Raw genomic sequence first — 16,303 nt, 5'->3', positions numbered from 1 at the left:
CCATGCTATAGTAATAGTTGGAAATACCAGATAGAAAGGACTCTAGCATGCCTATGGAACAGATCTATTTCTCGTTATGATTCTCGGGCTGGGATTATATTTTATATCAGCCCTGGCAGCAAAACTCATTCCGTTCATAGACTTCTGGATTGACATCGTTCTTTGGGTTTGCGCTGCTGTTTATATCTTCTCTCATCAATCATTTATGGACGGCATTGTCTCGATCGCGACAATGTTCTACTGTTACTGGACCGCAATGGATCTCACAGTGTCAGAACGTGCGGAAAAACCTTCGGGAGACTGGCAGGAAATCGAGCTTGCCAGAAACAAAACACGCCTCCTGTCAGACATCATGCTGACCGCCGTTGTGTTTGCGGGCGCCATTATTTTTTTCATCTATGGACCTGATCCAAGCGCTCTCAAATATGTGATCCTTTTCGGCATGATCTCCGGCGGAGGAGCACTTGTAAAACGAATATGGAATGTTTTCAGTGTAACCGTTTTGTATTCGGCGTCCTTAGAAAAATTGCACATAAGCTCGCGTTATGAAACCCGTACATACCCGCTTTCCGATTTGAAAGACATCCAGCTTGAATCAACAGCTGATCTCTTAAAGCTCCATCCGCTTCTGACGATGTATTCATCTCGTTTAGATTTGACAACAAGCTTTCAGCAAGTCATCAAACTGTCTCTTCCCGGTGAAACGCTGTTTCTGACGGTGAAGGAACCGCAAAGATGGAAAGCGATTCTCCGGGGATACACAGACGCGGAAAACAACGAGGACACTGTGATTTCTGTTTTGCCGTTTTATCATAGAAAAAATGTGAAGCGGCTGCTTGGGAAGCTTTATTTTGCCGCCAGCGTAAAAGGCGTGTCAGCTTACGCCTTACTGGTGCTCGCATTATACGGATTACAAACCTCTCCATGGGTCATGGCCGTTGCCGTGATGTTGTACTGGATTTTCAATATGTACCTGTCAGACATTGTTTTGCGGGCGGCAATGGATGCCAAGCCTTGTGATCATCCGCATGTACAGGCAGCGGCCGACAAGATTTTCCGCAAAGCCGGCATTTCCCATGTCCGCATATACGAGACGGAGAGTGATGATTACAACGGAATGGCAGTCGGCATGAATGTCGGAAGGTCAATGGTCATTCTGACAAGCGCCACACTAACACTTCCGCAGCGTGTCATCGAAGGCATTCTGGCCCATGAAGCGATTCATATTAAAAAACGTGACGTTTTGTCATCACAGCTTTTGCGTTTTCTATATCTTGGAGCCGTCGTTGGGATCATTCTCTTATTTCAGCAGCATATCGCCCATCCCGCGGCCCATAAAGTGGCGCTTTGGGTTTTCATCATGGCAATCATCATCCTGTTTCAGCTCTATCAATCCTTTTGTTCACAATGGATGGAGGTGCGCGCTGACAATCTTGGCGCCTCACTGCTGGAAGACGGGTACAAACAAATGGCGGAAGCATTGAGAATCTTGGCGGTTCGGCAGGATGAAGATATACAGAAACAAAACGCCTACAGCTCTGAAGCAGATGAGGACGAGCTTACCATTGACTCTCTCTCCCGTGATAAAAGCTGGCTTTTCAGATTCATTGATTTTCAGTTCGCCCCTCATCCCCCTATGTATTGGCGTGTCAGCACGTTATTGTCAAACAAAGGACACGGGGTGTTGAAGCGCTGGTTCAGAGACCGGCTGAAGGAATCGATTTCTCTGAAATGAAACCGGCCAGCGTTTCGTTCGTATAACAGATATGGTGAGAAAAGGGAGTGACCAGAAGTGATTGTGATTATCTTATTCATTATAGCGATTATTGTTTTCGTTTCAGTCGTACAGCCAAAGCCCTTGGAAAACAAAAGCCGCCAGCATGCGGACAGCGGGTTTTTCGGCGGTTATTCAGACCACGGCTCGCACCATAACGGAGGATGCAGCAATGACGGCAGTTTCAGTGATTCCGGCGGAGGAGGAGAAGGCGGCGTTTAAGCGCCGCCTTTTTTTATTTCATCGATTCAATGTATGCGCCAAAAGACGCACCTGACATGCCCGGAGACACGCGCACTCGGTGGAGGGCGTACATTCCCTGGTCTCTCGATGCCGCGCCCGGTTCTGTCGTCACGCCCATTTGATAGCCTGTTTCTTTGGCTGCCTTCAGCGTCTCCTCATTGTAGCGCCCCACTGGATAACTGATGATGGAGGTTTGCTGGTGAAACATGCCGTCAAACAGCTTTTTTGAATCGGCCATCTCACTGTATTGCTGCTCAGGTGTTAACCCGTTCAGCTCTAAGTGGTCAATCGTATGGCTTTCAATTGATATGCCATGCTTCGCCATTTCTTTCATTTGGTCCTCTGTCAGATGATGTTTATGTCCGATCGATTTGCCGATCATAAAAATCGTCGCCTTCATCCCGTACAATTTCAGCACCGGATACGCGTCTTGATAATTGTCGGTGTATCCGTCATCAAACGTGATCAGCACGCATTTCTCACTCGGCTTTTTATCCTGCGTCAGCATGAGATACGCCTCTTTCGGCGTTAATGTCTGATAGCCGTTATCGTGCAGCCATTTCATATGCGCTTCGAATTCTTCCTTCGGGACACGGAGGCTGTTTCCTGAGGAAATGCTGTGGTACATCAAAATCGGCAGCTTTGCCGGTTTCTCTGTTTTGATCCATGCGGATGTATCATCCTCTTTTTTCTGAACATGTATTGTCTTTTCTTCCGGTTTCTTTTGTTCCGCTTTCGGCATCTGCTGCTCCGCGTTCGCCTCTTGATCAGCGCAAGCCGCCAGAGCCAAGCAGCTTCCCAAAAGAAAAATGCTTAAAATCAATTGTTTCATCGTTCTCCTGCTTTCTGTCTATTTCTTCCTCCTTTTTCATCGGATTGTTTGTGGGATTTTCAAGTGCAAGAGATAGGAATGTTATTCAATATAGTTTATTAATATTAGATAAATTAGCAGCAAAGATTACTGAATACTCGGAGATAGTAAATGTTCTATCGAGGCACTGACATCGGGGAATAGCGCTCACAAATAAAGAGCGGCTAAAGGGGCATTCCGCTTTTTAAATTAGAAACAATAAAAAGGGAGCAGATGCTCCCTTTAAGTTTACCAAACTCTCACATGTACAACACCGAGCACACTATTCCCTTTATATAAAGTAATATTCGCTGTTCCCACTGCATTAGCTGTAACTGTACCATATGAATCTACAGATGCAACAGATGAGTTATCTGACCAATATTTAGTCGCTACTGAATTGTAAACAGAGTCTGTTTCCCCTACATGTAACGGCGGCAAATTGTAATTTTGAATCTTTATAATGTGTGACGGAGAAACAGTAATATTCTTAGCATCTGTCACAGGAGAGGAGCTTATTTCATGCGCTGATGCCACCCCACTAACTGATAAAGCTAATGAAGAAATCGATAACGCGGAAACAATAGTTTTTTTTACATTCATTTGAAACACTCCTTTGTCATATTTTTTGTTGCACAGTATAAATTCCACTAAAGGGAATTTATACCTTGTAAATAATTGTTAAATAACTGTGAACATCTTTTAGAAGATTATAAATTGGAATAAATTGCAGATTAACTAATTGGATATACGAGTGAAAGCTAATATTTTCAATATGAAGTAGCTAGAAAACCGCTGTTTATCAAAACTAGATTAATAAGGTTAAGAAAACTGATTCAGAACCAGCGAGGTTAACAGCCCAAGAGCAGCGATTAAACCTGTCATTGGACCGCTGTCTTCGTACGCCTCGGGCATCATCGTCGACGCAACCATCGCAATGATTCCCCCGCCCGCAAACGCCGCGATTGCTGACATCACTTCTTCAGAAGCACCGTTTAAAAAGAAATAACCTGACCATGAAGCGAGAATTGAAATCACGAGCACTGCGGCCCAAAGCAGCAAAATTTTCGTTCTGGTATACCCGCTGCTTTTCATTCCTGTTGTACTGGACAGCCCTTCAGGTATATTGCTGATAAAAATAGCGATCACCAAAAGGAAACTGACCGATTGTTCTTCGAGAAGACTGGCGCCAATCATAATCGATTCCGGGACAGCGTCCATGACGGTGCCGATAAAAATGGCGATTCCTCCTCCGCCGGCAGCTGCTTGTCCCGATCTTTTTCTATGTGACGCGCCTCTTTTAGAAACCGCGTAATCAAAAATCGTAAAAACGACCGCCCCTGCAATAAATCCGGCGCCCGTCGACACGATCCCGCCTTCTGCCGCTGCATCCCCAAGAAGTTCGTAAGCAGCCGCGCCAATTAATACCCCTGTGCCAAAAGCCATAATATAGCCGATGATCTGTTTGCGAATCGAAAAAAACATGGACGCCAGCGCGCCCAGCAAAACAGCAGAGCCTGAGATCCCGCCCCACATTGCCGCATGCCACATCTCTATCTCCCCTTTCTTACCAACCACTACCCGCTGCGGTTTTTTCTGTAAACCTTGGAGCGAAAAAAAAACCGAACATGTCTCCATGTCCGGTTTAGAACTTAGCGAATTCTCACTTCTGTCTCACTGTCAAAGAAATGGCTTTTATTCATATCAAACGCAACCGTCAGCTCATCACCTGATTGAATATCGAGACGGGCGTCGATCCGCGCAATAAAGTCTTGGTTTTCGATCTGCGAATAAATCATGATTTCTGAACCAAGCAGCTCTGCGACATTGATTTTCGCTTTAATCGAAGAGTTCTTATACGATTCCACGACAATCAATTCATCATGAATATCCTCAGGACGAATGCCGAAGATGACTTCTTTGCCGATATAGCCCTTTTCACGCAGGACTTTCATTTTTCCTTCCGGCACGGTTAATGCCGCAGAACCGATTTTGATGACGCCGTCCGTCAGCTTTCCTTTGAAAAAGTTCATCGCCGGTGACCCGATAAAACCGCCGACAAAGACGTTTTCAGGGAATTCATATACATCCTTCGGCGTCCCGATCTGCTGGATTTTTCCGTCTTTCATGACCACGATCCGTGTCGCCATCGTCAGCGCTTCTGTCTGGTCATGCGTCACGTAAATCGTTGTGGTTTGCAGTCTCTGGTGGAGCTTAATAATTTCCGCACGCATTTGCACCCTCAGCTTGGCGTCCAGGTTCGACAAAGGCTCATCCATCAGGAACACCTTTGCATCCCGCACGATCGCCCGTCCAAGCGCGACCCGCTGTCTCTGTCCGCCTGACAGCGCTTTCGGTTTGCGGTGCAAATATTCCTCCAGCCCGAGAATTTTAGCGGCTTCCTCTACTCTTTTTTTGATTTCAGGCTTCGGCATTTTCCGAAGCTTCAGCCCGAATGCGATATTATCGTAGACCGTCATATGCGGATAGAGCGCGTAGTTTTGAAAGACCATCGCGATATCCCTGTCCTTTGGCGCTACATCATTTACCCGTTTCCCCTCAATATAAAAATCGCCTTTTGAAATTTCTTCAAGTCCTGCCACCATCCGCAGCGTCGTTGATTTCCCGCAGCCGGACGGGCCGACGAATACGATAAATTCCTTATCGTCAATGTGAAGGTTAAAGTCATCAACAGCCGCTTCCTTCTGCTCATAATATTTATAAATGTGCTCCATCCGCAATTCAGCCATCTTGATTCCCCCTTTGTTATTGTAAACGCTTTCCTGACTTGAGTGTAACAGCATTTCCATATCACTGAAATGGGCAGTGTTCATAAAATCAACCAGCCATTTTCGTGCATATTTCCAATTTATTCTGAACCTTTGCTTTGCAAGCAGATAAAATAGGCGAGCAGCGCGCCTTTATATGTTTTAATGTCTATCCCTGACCGCTCAACAAACTTGTCAATTCGATATTGCAGGCTGTTGCGGTGCAGATGCAGCTGTTTCGCCGTTAACGTCACGTTTGAGTTGTTTTCAATAAAGAGCTTGATTGTCTTTCTCAGCTCAGATTCATTTTCAAATAAAAGCTCAGCTTCTTCAGAGAGCAGCGTTTGCAGCTTTTCTTTTTCTGTTTCTAATAATAAAAAAGGAAAGATCATGTCAAAGGTCACACTTTGCATCTGAGGCAGCCGCTTTTCAGCAAAGAGGAAATACGTCTGTTCACGGGCGTAATGAGTACGGAGACTCTCATCCGGTTCATAAAATCTCCCGGCGTAAAAACGGACACTGAAGTAGAAATCACTCTCAAGAACCTTAGCTAGCGATTCCAGTTCATCCTTCCCCGCCGCCGCTTCACTTTCCTGCTCGACAATCACGCCTCTGTCCTCATGCATCCACACAATCACAAAAGACACCGGCCAAAAATGACGAACAGCTTCCGCAAATGACGTCCGCTCTATATTACCGATCAAATGAAAATGAACAAATCTCGTTCGCTTCTTTATATCCGCCGGCACTTCCCCTCTAGAAAAAAGAAACGCAAACCACTTGTTTTCTTCCGCCGACTTCAAAGACATTTGATTGACCTCATCCGCAGGCGTCAAAAATGACTGCAGCAGCATTATTTCTTTTTCGCTGATCTCTGTTTTTGGAATGGAGATATATCTCTGACTGTTCTCATCAAAAAAACATAGACAGCCTTCCTGTACGCAAAGCTCTTCAGACACAATCGAACCGGGATAAATAGCCAGCAGCGATTTCATATGTTCTCCTCTCTTATGTAAGGATCTGTATATCCAGTATAAGGCGAAACACACATGTTCTCCAATAAAAAAGAGTATATCCGGCACAGCAGACGAGAAATTGAAAGGGAAACCCCATTCGTTTACATATCGGTCTCAACGGAAATAGAAGAAATAATGCGGGACCAAAGGAGGATGATCATCAATGGCTTTAGAAACGTCAAACAAAAGTTTTATCAACGGAAAATGGACAGAAGGGGAAAGCGGACGTACAGAGGATATTTTGAATCCATACGACCAGTCTGTGATTACAACAGCATCTTTGGCAACAAGCAAGCAGCTGGAGGATGCGTTTGACATTGCACAACGGGCGCAAAAAGAGTGGGCCAAGAGCACAACAGAAGATCGAAAAGCAGTTCTGCAAAAAGCGCGAGGCTATTTACAGGAAAAACGCGATGACATCATCATGATGATCTCCCGCGAAACTGGCGGAACGATCATTAAAGCCACGATCGAGCTTGAACAAACCATTGCGATTTTAGATGAAGCCATTACGTATACCGGCGAATTAGGCGGCATCAAAGAGGTTCCCTCCGACATTGAAGGGAAAATCAACAAGATTTACCGCCTTCCGCTCGGCGTGATTTCATCGATTTCTCCATTTAATTTTCCGATGAATTTATCAATGAGAACGATTGCGCCTGCGATTGCGCTGGGAAACAGTGTTGTTCATAAGCCTGATATCCAAACCGCTCTTTCCGGCGGAACCATCATTGCGAAAGCGTTCGAACACGCCGGCCTTCCTGCGGGTGTCCTTAACGTCATGTTGACGGACTTAAAGGAAATCGGAGACGGCATGCTGACAAACCCAATTCCAAGATTAATCAGCTTTACAGGATCAACCGCAGTCGGGCGCCACATCGGTGAAATCGCCGGGCGCGACTTCAAGCGAATGGCCCTTGAGCTCGGCGGCAACAACCCATTTGCCGTCCTTTCCGACGCGGATGTCGATCGTGCCGTAGATGCAGCGATTTTCGGGAAATTTATTCATCAGGGACAGATATGCATGATTATCAATAGAATCATCGTTCATCAAGATGTGTACGATGAATTTGTTGAAAAATTCACCGCACGTGTCAAAGAGCTTCCGTACGGCGATCAAACCGATCCGAAAACCGTAGTCGGACCGCTGATCAATGAGGGCCAAATCGAGAAAGCGCTGGAAATCATTGAGCAGGCAAAAGCAGACGGCATCGAGCTTGCGGTTGAAGGAAAACGTGTCGAAAACGTACTCACACCGTATGTCTTTGTCGGCGCTGACAACAACAGTAAAATTGCCCAAACCGAGCTGTTTGCCCCGATTGCCACCATTATCAAAGCCTCCAGCGATCAGGAAGCGATTGATATGGCAAATGATACTGAATATGGGCTCAGCTCGGCGGTTTTCACTTCTGATTTAGAAAAAGGTGAAACGTTCGCCCTGCAAATTGACAGCGGCATGACCCATGTCAACGATCAGTCTGTCAATGATTCGCCGAATATCGCCTTTGGCGGAAACAAAGCAAGCGGTGTCGGCCGCTTCGGAAATCCGTGGGTGGTCGAAGAGTTTACCGTGACAAAATGGATTTCGATACAGAAACAATACCGCAAATATCCGTTCTAAACGAACAAATCCCTCTGCTTCAAACGCAGAGGGATGTTTCTTTATTTCGAAATATCAACAAACCCTTCGCCAAACACATCGCGTACGTCATGAACGATTACAAATGCTTTTTTGTCACAGCTTCTGATAATTTTCTTCAGTGTGGATAGCTCCTGTTTGTTAATGACAATATATAAAATCTCTTTTGACTGGCCCGTATAGCTTCCCTTCCCTGATAAAATTGTCACTCCCCGATCCATCAAGGTGTTTACCTTCTCTGAAATCTCACTTTTCTGTTCTGAAATGACCGTAATGGCTTTTTTCGTATTCAAGCCTTCAATAATGAAGTCCATCACTTTCGTACCGATATACAGCATCACGATCGTGAACATCATTTTTTCCGCGCCAATGATAAAGTAAGAGCTGAATACCACGATTAAATCAAAAAACAATAACGCATAGCTAATATTCCAATCTAAATATTTATTAGCGATTCTGGCCAAAATCGCAGATCCAGCTGTCGTCCCGCCGACCCGGATAATCATTCCGATCCCGACTCCCGCAAAAACACCCGCGAAAATCGTATTAATGATCAATTCATCAGACGGAGTGCTCCACCCATGTGTCAGATGGAGGAATAGCGAATTCGCCGCAACAGCAATGATGGTATAGACCGTGGTTTTACCGTCTAGAAATTTGTAGCCGATTAAGAGCAAAAATGCATTTAAAATAAAGTTTGTCACACCGGGAGACCATTGAAAGATATAGTATAAAATCAGCGTAATCCCAGTGACCCCACCTTCCCCAAGGTCATTGGGAATCGCAAACAAATTCACCGCAAGCGCGAAGAAAAAAGCGCCAATCACAAGCATCAGCACATCAAGCATTTTCTTTTTCACCACAAAACACTCCTTCTCCAGATAGTATCAACAAAAAAGCCCAGGAGTACGCTCTCGCAAAAGAGCAGAAACTCCTGGGCTTTTATCCCACCGTGTCATAACAGCCGGGCTGTTATGTGTTTTCTCTCGGTCACAGTCCAATATGCATTGCGGAACCCTAGAAAACCAATGTTTTTATCCTATCATTTTTTCTTTCCAATATTAGCATTATAAGGGACGGTTTGAATTGGTTCAAGAGGTATTTGTGGAGATTTATTCAATAAATTAAGAGAAATAAAAAAGATCATCAGCTGTTAATAAATGAAAGATTCGGTCGATATGATACAAAGTACCTTTTTAACCAGATATAAATCAAAGATTTTTCCCAATTTATCATTGACTACATGAAAATATATAGGCAAAATAGAACATATATTTAAAGAAATTAATTACATAGGAGGAAATATAATGTCAGGAAAGCTACTACACTGTAAAGCTTGCGGCCAAGAGATTGCAAAAGGTGTTAAGAAATGTCCGAATTGCGGTAAAGACCAACGTAATTTTTTTATGAGACATAAAATCATTACGTTTATTCTAGCAATAGTAGTCATTATCATAATTGCGAACATCGGAAACAACGGAGACTCTCAAGCTTCTACTACAACCGGCTCCGACTCTACAAAGTCAACTAAAACAGTACAAAAGGCCGATATCGAAAAACTATATACTAATGCCGATCAATTTAAAAATTATAAAGTCGATCTGTATGTAAAAGTTTTTGACGTTGAACAAGACGATGATGGTACATACCTTCAAGGCTATAACAATCCAGAAAAGTTAAGCAAAAATACTCTTATTATGATCGACGACCCTGATTTAGATATTAAAGATGACGACATTATTCATGTAGTAGGTACGGTGAAAGACAAATATGATGGTGAAAACGCATTGGGCGGATCAGTTTCAGCCCCTAGAATCATTGCCGATTCCATTGAAAAAAGCGACTATGCAACAGCTTTCGCCCCAGCTCAAAAAACAATTAACGTAGATAAAACACAGAACCAGCACGGATTTGCGCTCACACTTCAAAAAGTTGAACTTGCTGAAAAAGAAACTCGCCTGTATGTAAAGATAGAAAACAAATCACAAGATGAAATCAGCTTTTATGACTTCAATGCCAAAATTACAGCTGATAATAAACAGATTGAGCCTAAATCCGACCTTTCAGAGTATCCTGAAATTCAAAGTGAAATCTTACCGGGCGTTAAAACTGAAGGGATTATTGTCTTCCCTAAAATCGAAAGCAAAACAGCAAATATTATTTTAGAAGGTTCTTCCGAAAACTACGATATTACAATTAATCCATTTACATTTGAAGTAAACTTGGATCAATAAAAAGAAGGGCTGGGGAAACCTCAGCCCTTTTGTTTATAATTTTACACTCTTATACCCATTCACATTCAAAGACTGCCATCTCCAGGAGTCGGCACACATTTCCTCAAGGCCGCGTTTCGCTTCCCAGCCCAGTTCCCGCTTGGCTTTTGCAGGATCTGCGAAGCAGGTCGCGATGTCTCCAGGACGGCGGTCCGCAAAACGGTACGGAACCTCTTTCCCTGACACTTTTTCAAAGGCTTTGACCATTTCTAGCACGCTGTAGCCTGTGCCCGTTCCGAGGTTGTACGCATCGGCTCCTGTGGTGTTCAGTACTTTTTCCAGCGCTTTGACATGGCCTTCTGCCAGATCAACGACATGAATATAATCGCGTACGCCTGTCCCGTCTTTTGTCGGATAGTCATTCCCGAATACGCTTAATTGCTCCAGCTTTCCTACCGCTACCTGCGCTACATATGGCATGAGGTTATTCGGAATGCCGTTCGGGTCTTCACCGATTCGTCCGCTTGGATGAGCGCCGAACGGATTAAAGTAACGAAGCAGCGCAACGCTCCACTCATTGTCGGCTGTATACAAATCACGCAAAATTTGTTCCAGCATGAGCTTTGTCTGTCCATAAGGATTGGTCGCACCTAATGGGAAGTCCTCCGTAATTGGCGAAGTTTCCGGAATGCCGTAGACTGTCGCGGAGGAACTGAACACGATTTTCTTGACGCCGTATTTCTCCATGACCTCACATAATATAAACGTTCCCGTCAGGTTGTTATGATAGTATTTGAGCGGAATCGCAACAGACTCACCGACCGCTTTTAACCCCGCAAAATGAATCACAGCTTCAATTTTATTTTCCGCAAAAACAGAATCTACCGCTTCCCGGTCCAATAGATCCGCTTCATAGAACGTTACATCTTTTCCTGTAATCTCCTTGACGCGGTTCAGCGCCTCAGCCGAACTGTTGGACAGATTATCTAGAACGACAATCTCATAGCCGCTGTTTAATAATTCAACACATGTGTGGCTTCCGATGTATCCCGCGCCGCCTGTAACAAGTATTGCCATGATGTATAACCTCCTAAAGAGAATGTATTGTTTAATATTATAAAGTTTTCAGAAGCTTTCTACATCCATTTTCAAGAAGTTTAATTGTTTATTAATCGTTTCTTCATATTTTTTGCGTATCGTTCGATAAAGTACATCCCCCATTTCCACGCCATGTTACATGACTTTATGCAGCGCGAACAAGTATAGCTTCTGAAAAATCAATCTGCCGGTTGACGTTCTCTTTTCCAATATTCGCTATGCTTAATACGGAAAGGATTTGATGGCATGGCGATGAGCTCATATATTTATTTTTATTATTTTATCAATGTATCGAGAACGAACGGTAAAGCCCGGGACATGTTCGATCATTCCGCTTAACTAAAAATATAAGTGAGACATTTCGCGCGAAGCAACAGACACAAGCTGATGAACTGGCAGAATCGTTTACCAAAAGAGAGCTCGAGGTTCTTCAGCAAATGGCCTACGGGTTGAGAAATGAAGCGATTGCTGAAAAGCTTTTCGTCACCGAGAGCGCTGTGAAGACCCACGTTCACCGTATCCTGCAAAAGTGCAACGCCCAAGACCGGACACAAGCAGTCGTGTTTGCCATCCGTAACGGTATTGTGCAATAGAAATCTCTCGTCCCGCCATGATAAGATAAGACAAAGGAGATGATTGGAAATGAAAGAAGAAATCATTGAACGGTTTACTACATACGTAAAAGTCGACACGCAGTCTGATGAATCCGTCGACACCTGCCCTTCCACACCCGGCCAATTGACGTTAGGAAACATGCTTGTTGATGAATTGAAATCTATCGGCATGCAGGATGCAGCGATTGACGAAAACGGTTATGTGATGGCGACTCTTCCCTCCAATACTGAAAAAGACGTGCCGACAATCGGCTTTCTCGCTCACGTCGACACCGCTACAGACTTTACTGGAAAAAATGTGAATCCGCAAATCGTTGAAAGCTACGATGGAAAAGACATCGTTCTCAATGAAAAACTGCAGGTCATCCTGTCACCTGATCAATATCCTGAGCTATCTGGCTATAAGGGCCACACACTCATCACCACTGACGGCACAACCCTGCTCGGCGCAGACAATAAAGCCGGGATTGCCGAAATCATGACAGCCATGGATTACCTCATCAAACACCCTGAAATCAAGCACGGCCCCATCAGAGTAGCGTTTACGCCTGATGAAGAAATCGGAAGAGGACCGCACAAGTTTGATGTCAAACGGTTCAATGCGTCCTTTGCCTATACAGTTGACGGCGGCCCGCTTGGCGAACTTGAGTACGAAAGCTTCAATGCCGCGGCCGCAAAAATCACAGTCAAAGGCAACAACGTACATCCCGGCACGGCAAAAGGAAAAATGATCAATTCCGCGAAAATCGCAATGAAGCTGAACAGCTTGCTGCCGGCAGATGAAGCGCCTGAATATACAGAAGGCTACGAAGGCTTCTACCACCTGCTGTCAATTCAAGGAGATGTAGAGGAAACAAAGCTCCACTACATTATCAGAGACTTTGACAAAGAGAAATTCCAAAGCAGAAAAGCAACGATGAAGCGTGTCGTTGAGGAACTTCAAAACGAATATGGGCAAGACCGGGTTCACCTTGATATGAACGATCAATACTACAACATGAGAGAGAAAATCGAACCTGTCATCGAAATCGTCAACATCGCCAAGCAAGCGATGGAAAACCTCGGCATCGAACCGAAGATTTCCCCAATCCGCGGGGGCACGGACGGTTCCCAGCTGTCCTACATGGGGCTTCCGACGCCAAACATCTTTACAGGCGGCGAAAACTTCCACGGTAAATTCGAATACATTTCAGCGGATAACATGGTTAAAGCCGTAAACGTCATCGTTGAGATTGCAAAGAAGTTTGAAGAACAAGCATAATGCCAAAAACCAGTCCAAAAAAAGGACTGGTTTTTTACGTGAAAATGAAACATTTTTCATACGTCCTTCGTAAAACAAGTATCAACGGATGAGGGGGAAAAACAATGACAAAACATGCAATCGCTGCAAAAAGTTTATTGAAAAAATGGATCATGACCCGGCCGCTTATCACACAAAAGAAATCGAGCGCATTTCAAAAGATTAGAAAAATGTTCAAACGCTTCTTCTGATCAGTCATCCAAATCCTCAAAACCACAATCTGCATACCCTCGTACCGCCCAAATGCTCCGTGATTTGGGTTTTTTGTGTTTAATTAAGATAAATAGGGTATACATCAAACAAGCAAGAAAAAACCATCCAAAAACAGGTAGTTAGAATCACATAATTTTAGGTTAAAAGTTATATAAAGGAATTTATTTCCCCGTCGATAGTAACTATAGAACTAAACATCAACTAGAACATTCATCGTGATTCAAGACTATTTTCAGGTCATCAGGTTAAACTGTTTTAGAGGGGCAGTTATTTATTTTTGATTGATTTAGAATTTTTTGAATACTTTTTGACAATTTATCCGTACAATAGAGAATACCAAAACTTTTTTTGGGAGGTATGTAAAATGATCCTATTTATTATCATCGCATTATGCGGCTATCTTCTTTTTTCTTTCAGCAAGGACAATCGCCGCAAACCGCAAAAGACAAGCCCTCTGCCAGCAGCTGCACCTCATCATAACAACCTAATCGACCTTGACGCCATCCGCCAAAAACGCCGGATGCATCTTTCCTAAAACGATATTTAAACGAAAAGGCTGCTGAACAATGCAGCCTTTTTTCATTTTGGAAACATGATTTGGACTTGAAACCTTTTTGCCCCCTGTCCGTAATCTTTTACAAGTCAAATTCAAAAGGAGACTGCAGCAATGATCGATTTATTTATGAAACAAAAAATGTTCTCGTTTAAAGATACATTTTACATTTATGACCGGGATGAACAAGAGCGATTCAAGGTCGAAGGACGGTTCTTTTCGTTAGGGGACTCATTACAATTAACAGATTCATCCGGGAAAACGCTCGTTTCCATTGAACAAAAAGTGATGTCATTTCTGCCGCGATATGTGATTTCAATTGGCGGGAAAACGGTTTGTGAGGTGACGAAGAAATTAGCGTTTTTCAAACCGAAGTTTGAGATTTCCGGCCTTAACTGGCAAATTGACGGTGACTTGTGGAAGAATGAATTCCAGCTGACTGACGGGGAGAATGTCCGGATGTCAGTGAGTAAGAAGTGGCTCAGCTGGGGTGATTCCTATCATTTGCAGATTACAAACGAGGAAGATGTGCTGATTTGCACGGCCATCGCTATCGTGTTGGATATGGTCTTATATGACGATGAAGATGAGAGTCTTTTCTAAAAAGGTGTTGACAATTGATTCAAAAGTAATAATATTAAGATAATTAAAATGTAAATATGAAGATGTACCTTATCAAGAGAGGTGGAGGGACTGGCCCTATGATACCCGGCAACCGCTGTTTCAAACAGAATGGTGCTAAATCCTTAAGAACATTGCGTTCTTGCAGATGAGGCGGAGATTTGATCATTCAAGCTCTTCCTTACTCAAAGGAAGAGCTTTTTTCATGCTTACCATATTTCAGAAAAGAGGCGAATGACATGGCTCAACAAACAAATGTTGCAGGACAAAAATCAGAAAAACAAAACAAAGCTCCTTTCCGCGCCGATCATGTCGGCAGTTTACTGCGTTCCGCTCCGGTGAAAGAAGCCCGCCAGAAAAAAGCGGCCGGCGAGATCACAGCTGAACAGCTTCGTGAGATTGAAAACAAGGAAATCACTCGCATTGTCAAAAAACAAAAAGAAATCGGTCTCGACGTGGTAACAGACGGTGAATTTCGCCGTTCTTGGTGGCATTATGATTTTCTCGAAGGGCTTGACGGTGTGGAACCATTCATTCCCGCTGAAGGAATTCAGTTCCATAACGTAAAAACAAAAGCACGCAGCATCAAAGTGACGGGAAAACTCGATTTTACGAACCACCCAGCGCTTGCTGATTATCAATTTTTACATGAGATTGCCGGCGACGCGACACCTAAATTGACGATTCCGAGCCCGAATATGCTGTTTTTCGGTGAAAAGGCCGATAAAGGAATTTATGACGATCAAGAGGAATACTTTCATGATCTGGCCCAAGCGTACAAAAAAGCAATCAACGCCTTCTATGACGCTGGATGCCGCTATCTTCAGCTAGATGATACATCATGGTCTCTCTTCTTTGAGGAAAAAGGCAGAGAGGTCGTTCGGGCACTCGGCGGCGACCCTGAAACATTGCCCGCCTTGTTTGCCAAAACGATTAACGATGCAGTCGCGGACCGCCCTGATGATTTCACAATCACGATGCACATTTGCCGCGGCAACTTCAAGTCGACTTGGGCGGCATCAGGAGGCTATGACGCTGTAGCGGAAACGATTTTGGACGGCTTAAACTTGGACGGCCTGTTCTTGGAATATGATGATGACCGCTCCGGAAATTTTGATCCGCTCCGTTTTGTGAAACGCAAGGATCTGCAAATTGTTCTTGGCTTAATTACATCAAAATACGGCGAGCTCGAAGATCCTGAGGATGTGAAACGCCGAATCAATGAAGCGGCGCGCTTTGTCAGCCTTGACCAGCTGTGTCTCAGCCCGCAGTGCGGTTTCGCCTCTACAGAAGAAGGCAATCTTTTGACAGAGGAGCAGCAATGGGCGAAGCTGCGCCACGTCATCGACATCGCCAACGATGTGTGGAGATAATCTATCATTGACAGAAATATAAAATGTG

General features: G+C 44.1%; 16 protein-coding genes, 1 pseudogene and 2 riboswitches. Of the genes and pseudogenes, 10 read left to right on the top strand and 7 right to left on the bottom strand.

What is annotated here, in order from left to right; genetic code table 11:
- The first annotated feature begins 76 nt into the window (after positions 1–76).
- Together V6D41_RS16970 and V6D41_RS16965 are read left to right on the top strand one after the other, a co-directional pair.
- Positions 77–1,735, top strand: coding sequence for a M56 family metallopeptidase (locus tag V6D41_RS16970; protein WP_333519009.1), 1,659 nt, complete (start codon positions 77–79; stop codon positions 1,733–1,735).
- Between the two features lie 57 nt (positions 1,736–1,792).
- Positions 1,793–1,996, top strand: coding sequence for a hypothetical protein (locus tag V6D41_RS16965; RefSeq protein WP_333519008.1), 204 nt, complete (start codon positions 1,793–1,795; stop codon positions 1,994–1,996).
- A gap of 13 nt (positions 1,997–2,009) precedes the next feature.
- Here the strand turns inward: V6D41_RS16965 and V6D41_RS16960 are convergent, their stop codons facing one another.
- From V6D41_RS16960 to V6D41_RS16940, 5 genes are all read right to left on the bottom strand, one after another.
- Entirely contained in the window at positions 2,010–2,849 is an 840-nt protein-coding gene (locus V6D41_RS16960; protein WP_333519007.1) for a polysaccharide deacetylase family protein, read from the bottom strand.
- Positions 2,850–3,116: 267 nt separating this feature from the next.
- Complete coding sequence (locus tag V6D41_RS16955) at positions 3,117–3,470, bottom strand: Ig-like domain-containing protein (protein WP_333519006.1); 354 nt, start codon at positions 3,468–3,470, stop codon at positions 3,117–3,119.
- A 219-nt stretch (positions 3,471–3,689) separates the two neighbouring features.
- Positions 3,690–4,418, bottom strand: a complete 729-nt coding sequence (locus tag V6D41_RS16950; protein WP_333519005.1) for a ZIP family metal transporter — start codon at positions 4,416–4,418, stop codon at positions 3,690–3,692.
- Between the two features lie 101 nt (positions 4,419–4,519).
- Positions 4,520–5,617 carry a maltodextrin ABC transporter ATP-binding protein MsmX gene (msmX, locus tag V6D41_RS16945; RefSeq protein WP_148963339.1) on the bottom strand — a complete coding sequence of 366 codons (1,098 nt, stop codon included), beginning with the start codon at positions 5,615–5,617 and terminating at the stop codon, positions 4,520–4,522.
- 119 nt (positions 5,618–5,736) lie between these two features.
- A complete protein-coding gene (locus V6D41_RS16940) occupies positions 5,737–6,630 on the bottom strand; it encodes a PucR family transcriptional regulator (protein ID WP_333519004.1) in 894 nt (297 codons plus the stop codon).
- 184 nt (positions 6,631–6,814) lie between these two features.
- Here V6D41_RS16940 and V6D41_RS16935 point away from each other — a divergent pair, with 184 nt between their 5' ends.
- Entirely contained in the window at positions 6,815–8,272 is a 1,458-nt protein-coding gene (locus tag V6D41_RS16935; protein ID WP_333519003.1) for an aldehyde dehydrogenase family protein, read from the top strand.
- Between the two features lie 41 nt (positions 8,273–8,313).
- Here V6D41_RS16935 and V6D41_RS16930 read toward each other — a convergent pair whose 3' ends face one another.
- Complete coding sequence (locus V6D41_RS16930) at positions 8,314–9,150, bottom strand: YitT family protein (RefSeq protein ID WP_333519002.1); 837 nt, start codon at positions 9,148–9,150, stop codon at positions 8,314–8,316.
- Between the two features lie 69 nt (positions 9,151–9,219).
- Positions 9,220–9,322, bottom strand: a riboswitch (guanidine-I (ykkC/yxkD leader).
- 275 nt (positions 9,323–9,597) lie between these two features.
- On the opposite strand from V6D41_RS16930, the gene V6D41_RS21570 reads away from it, so the two are divergent.
- Positions 9,598–10,524 carry a zinc ribbon domain-containing protein gene (locus V6D41_RS21570; protein WP_442893076.1) on the top strand — a complete coding sequence of 309 codons (927 nt, stop codon included), beginning with the start codon at positions 9,598–9,600 and terminating at the stop codon, positions 10,522–10,524.
- Between the two features lie 33 nt (positions 10,525–10,557).
- On the opposite strand, the gene galE is transcribed toward V6D41_RS21570, so the two are convergent.
- The gene (gene galE / locus V6D41_RS16920) at positions 10,558–11,580 is read right to left on the bottom strand and encodes a UDP-glucose 4-epimerase GalE (protein ID WP_333519001.1); all 1,023 of its coding nucleotides are present in this window, start codon (positions 11,578–11,580) and stop codon (positions 10,558–10,560) included.
- Positions 11,581–11,942: 362 nt separating this feature from the next.
- Between galE and V6D41_RS16910 the strand changes: the two are divergent.
- From V6D41_RS16910 to V6D41_RS16885, 6 genes and pseudogenes are all read left to right on the top strand, one after another.
- Positions 11,943–12,194: pseudogene (locus V6D41_RS16910) on the top strand (response regulator transcription factor); the annotation flags it as partial.
- 49 nt (positions 12,195–12,243) lie between these two features.
- Positions 12,244–13,476 (top strand): peptidase T, encoded by a 1,233-nt coding sequence (pepT, locus tag V6D41_RS16905; protein WP_333519000.1) that lies wholly within the window; start codon positions 12,244–12,246, stop codon positions 13,474–13,476.
- 104 nt (positions 13,477–13,580) lie between these two features.
- Positions 13,581–13,706 carry a hypothetical protein gene (locus V6D41_RS16900; protein ID WP_333518999.1) on the top strand — a complete coding sequence of 42 codons (126 nt, stop codon included), beginning with the start codon at positions 13,581–13,583 and terminating at the stop codon, positions 13,704–13,706.
- Positions 13,707–14,005: 299 nt separating this feature from the next.
- Positions 14,006–14,263: a hypothetical protein gene (locus V6D41_RS16895; RefSeq protein WP_333518998.1), complete on the top strand. Its 258-nt coding sequence runs from the start codon at positions 14,006–14,008 to the stop codon at positions 14,261–14,263.
- A 132-nt stretch (positions 14,264–14,395) separates the two neighbouring features.
- A complete protein-coding gene (locus tag V6D41_RS16890; RefSeq protein WP_333518997.1) occupies positions 14,396–14,884 on the top strand; it encodes an LURP-one-related/scramblase family protein in 489 nt (162 codons plus the stop codon).
- A 66-nt stretch (positions 14,885–14,950) separates the two neighbouring features.
- Positions 14,951–15,057: riboswitch (SAM riboswitch) on the top strand.
- Positions 15,058–15,141: 84 nt separating this feature from the next.
- Positions 15,142–16,275, top strand: coding sequence for a 5-methyltetrahydropteroyltriglutamate--homocysteine S-methyltransferase (locus tag V6D41_RS16885; RefSeq protein WP_333518996.1), 1,134 nt, complete (start codon positions 15,142–15,144; stop codon positions 16,273–16,275).
- Positions 16,276–16,303 lie beyond the last annotated feature (28 nt).

The organism is Bacillus sp. 0102A (assembly GCF_036765155.1).
Taxonomy (GTDB): Bacteria; Bacillota; Bacilli; order Bacillales; family Bacillaceae; genus Bacillus; species Bacillus subtilis_G.
The sequence above is the reverse complement of the archived record's forward strand: the minus strand, read 5'-3'. Positions and strand labels throughout refer to the sequence as shown.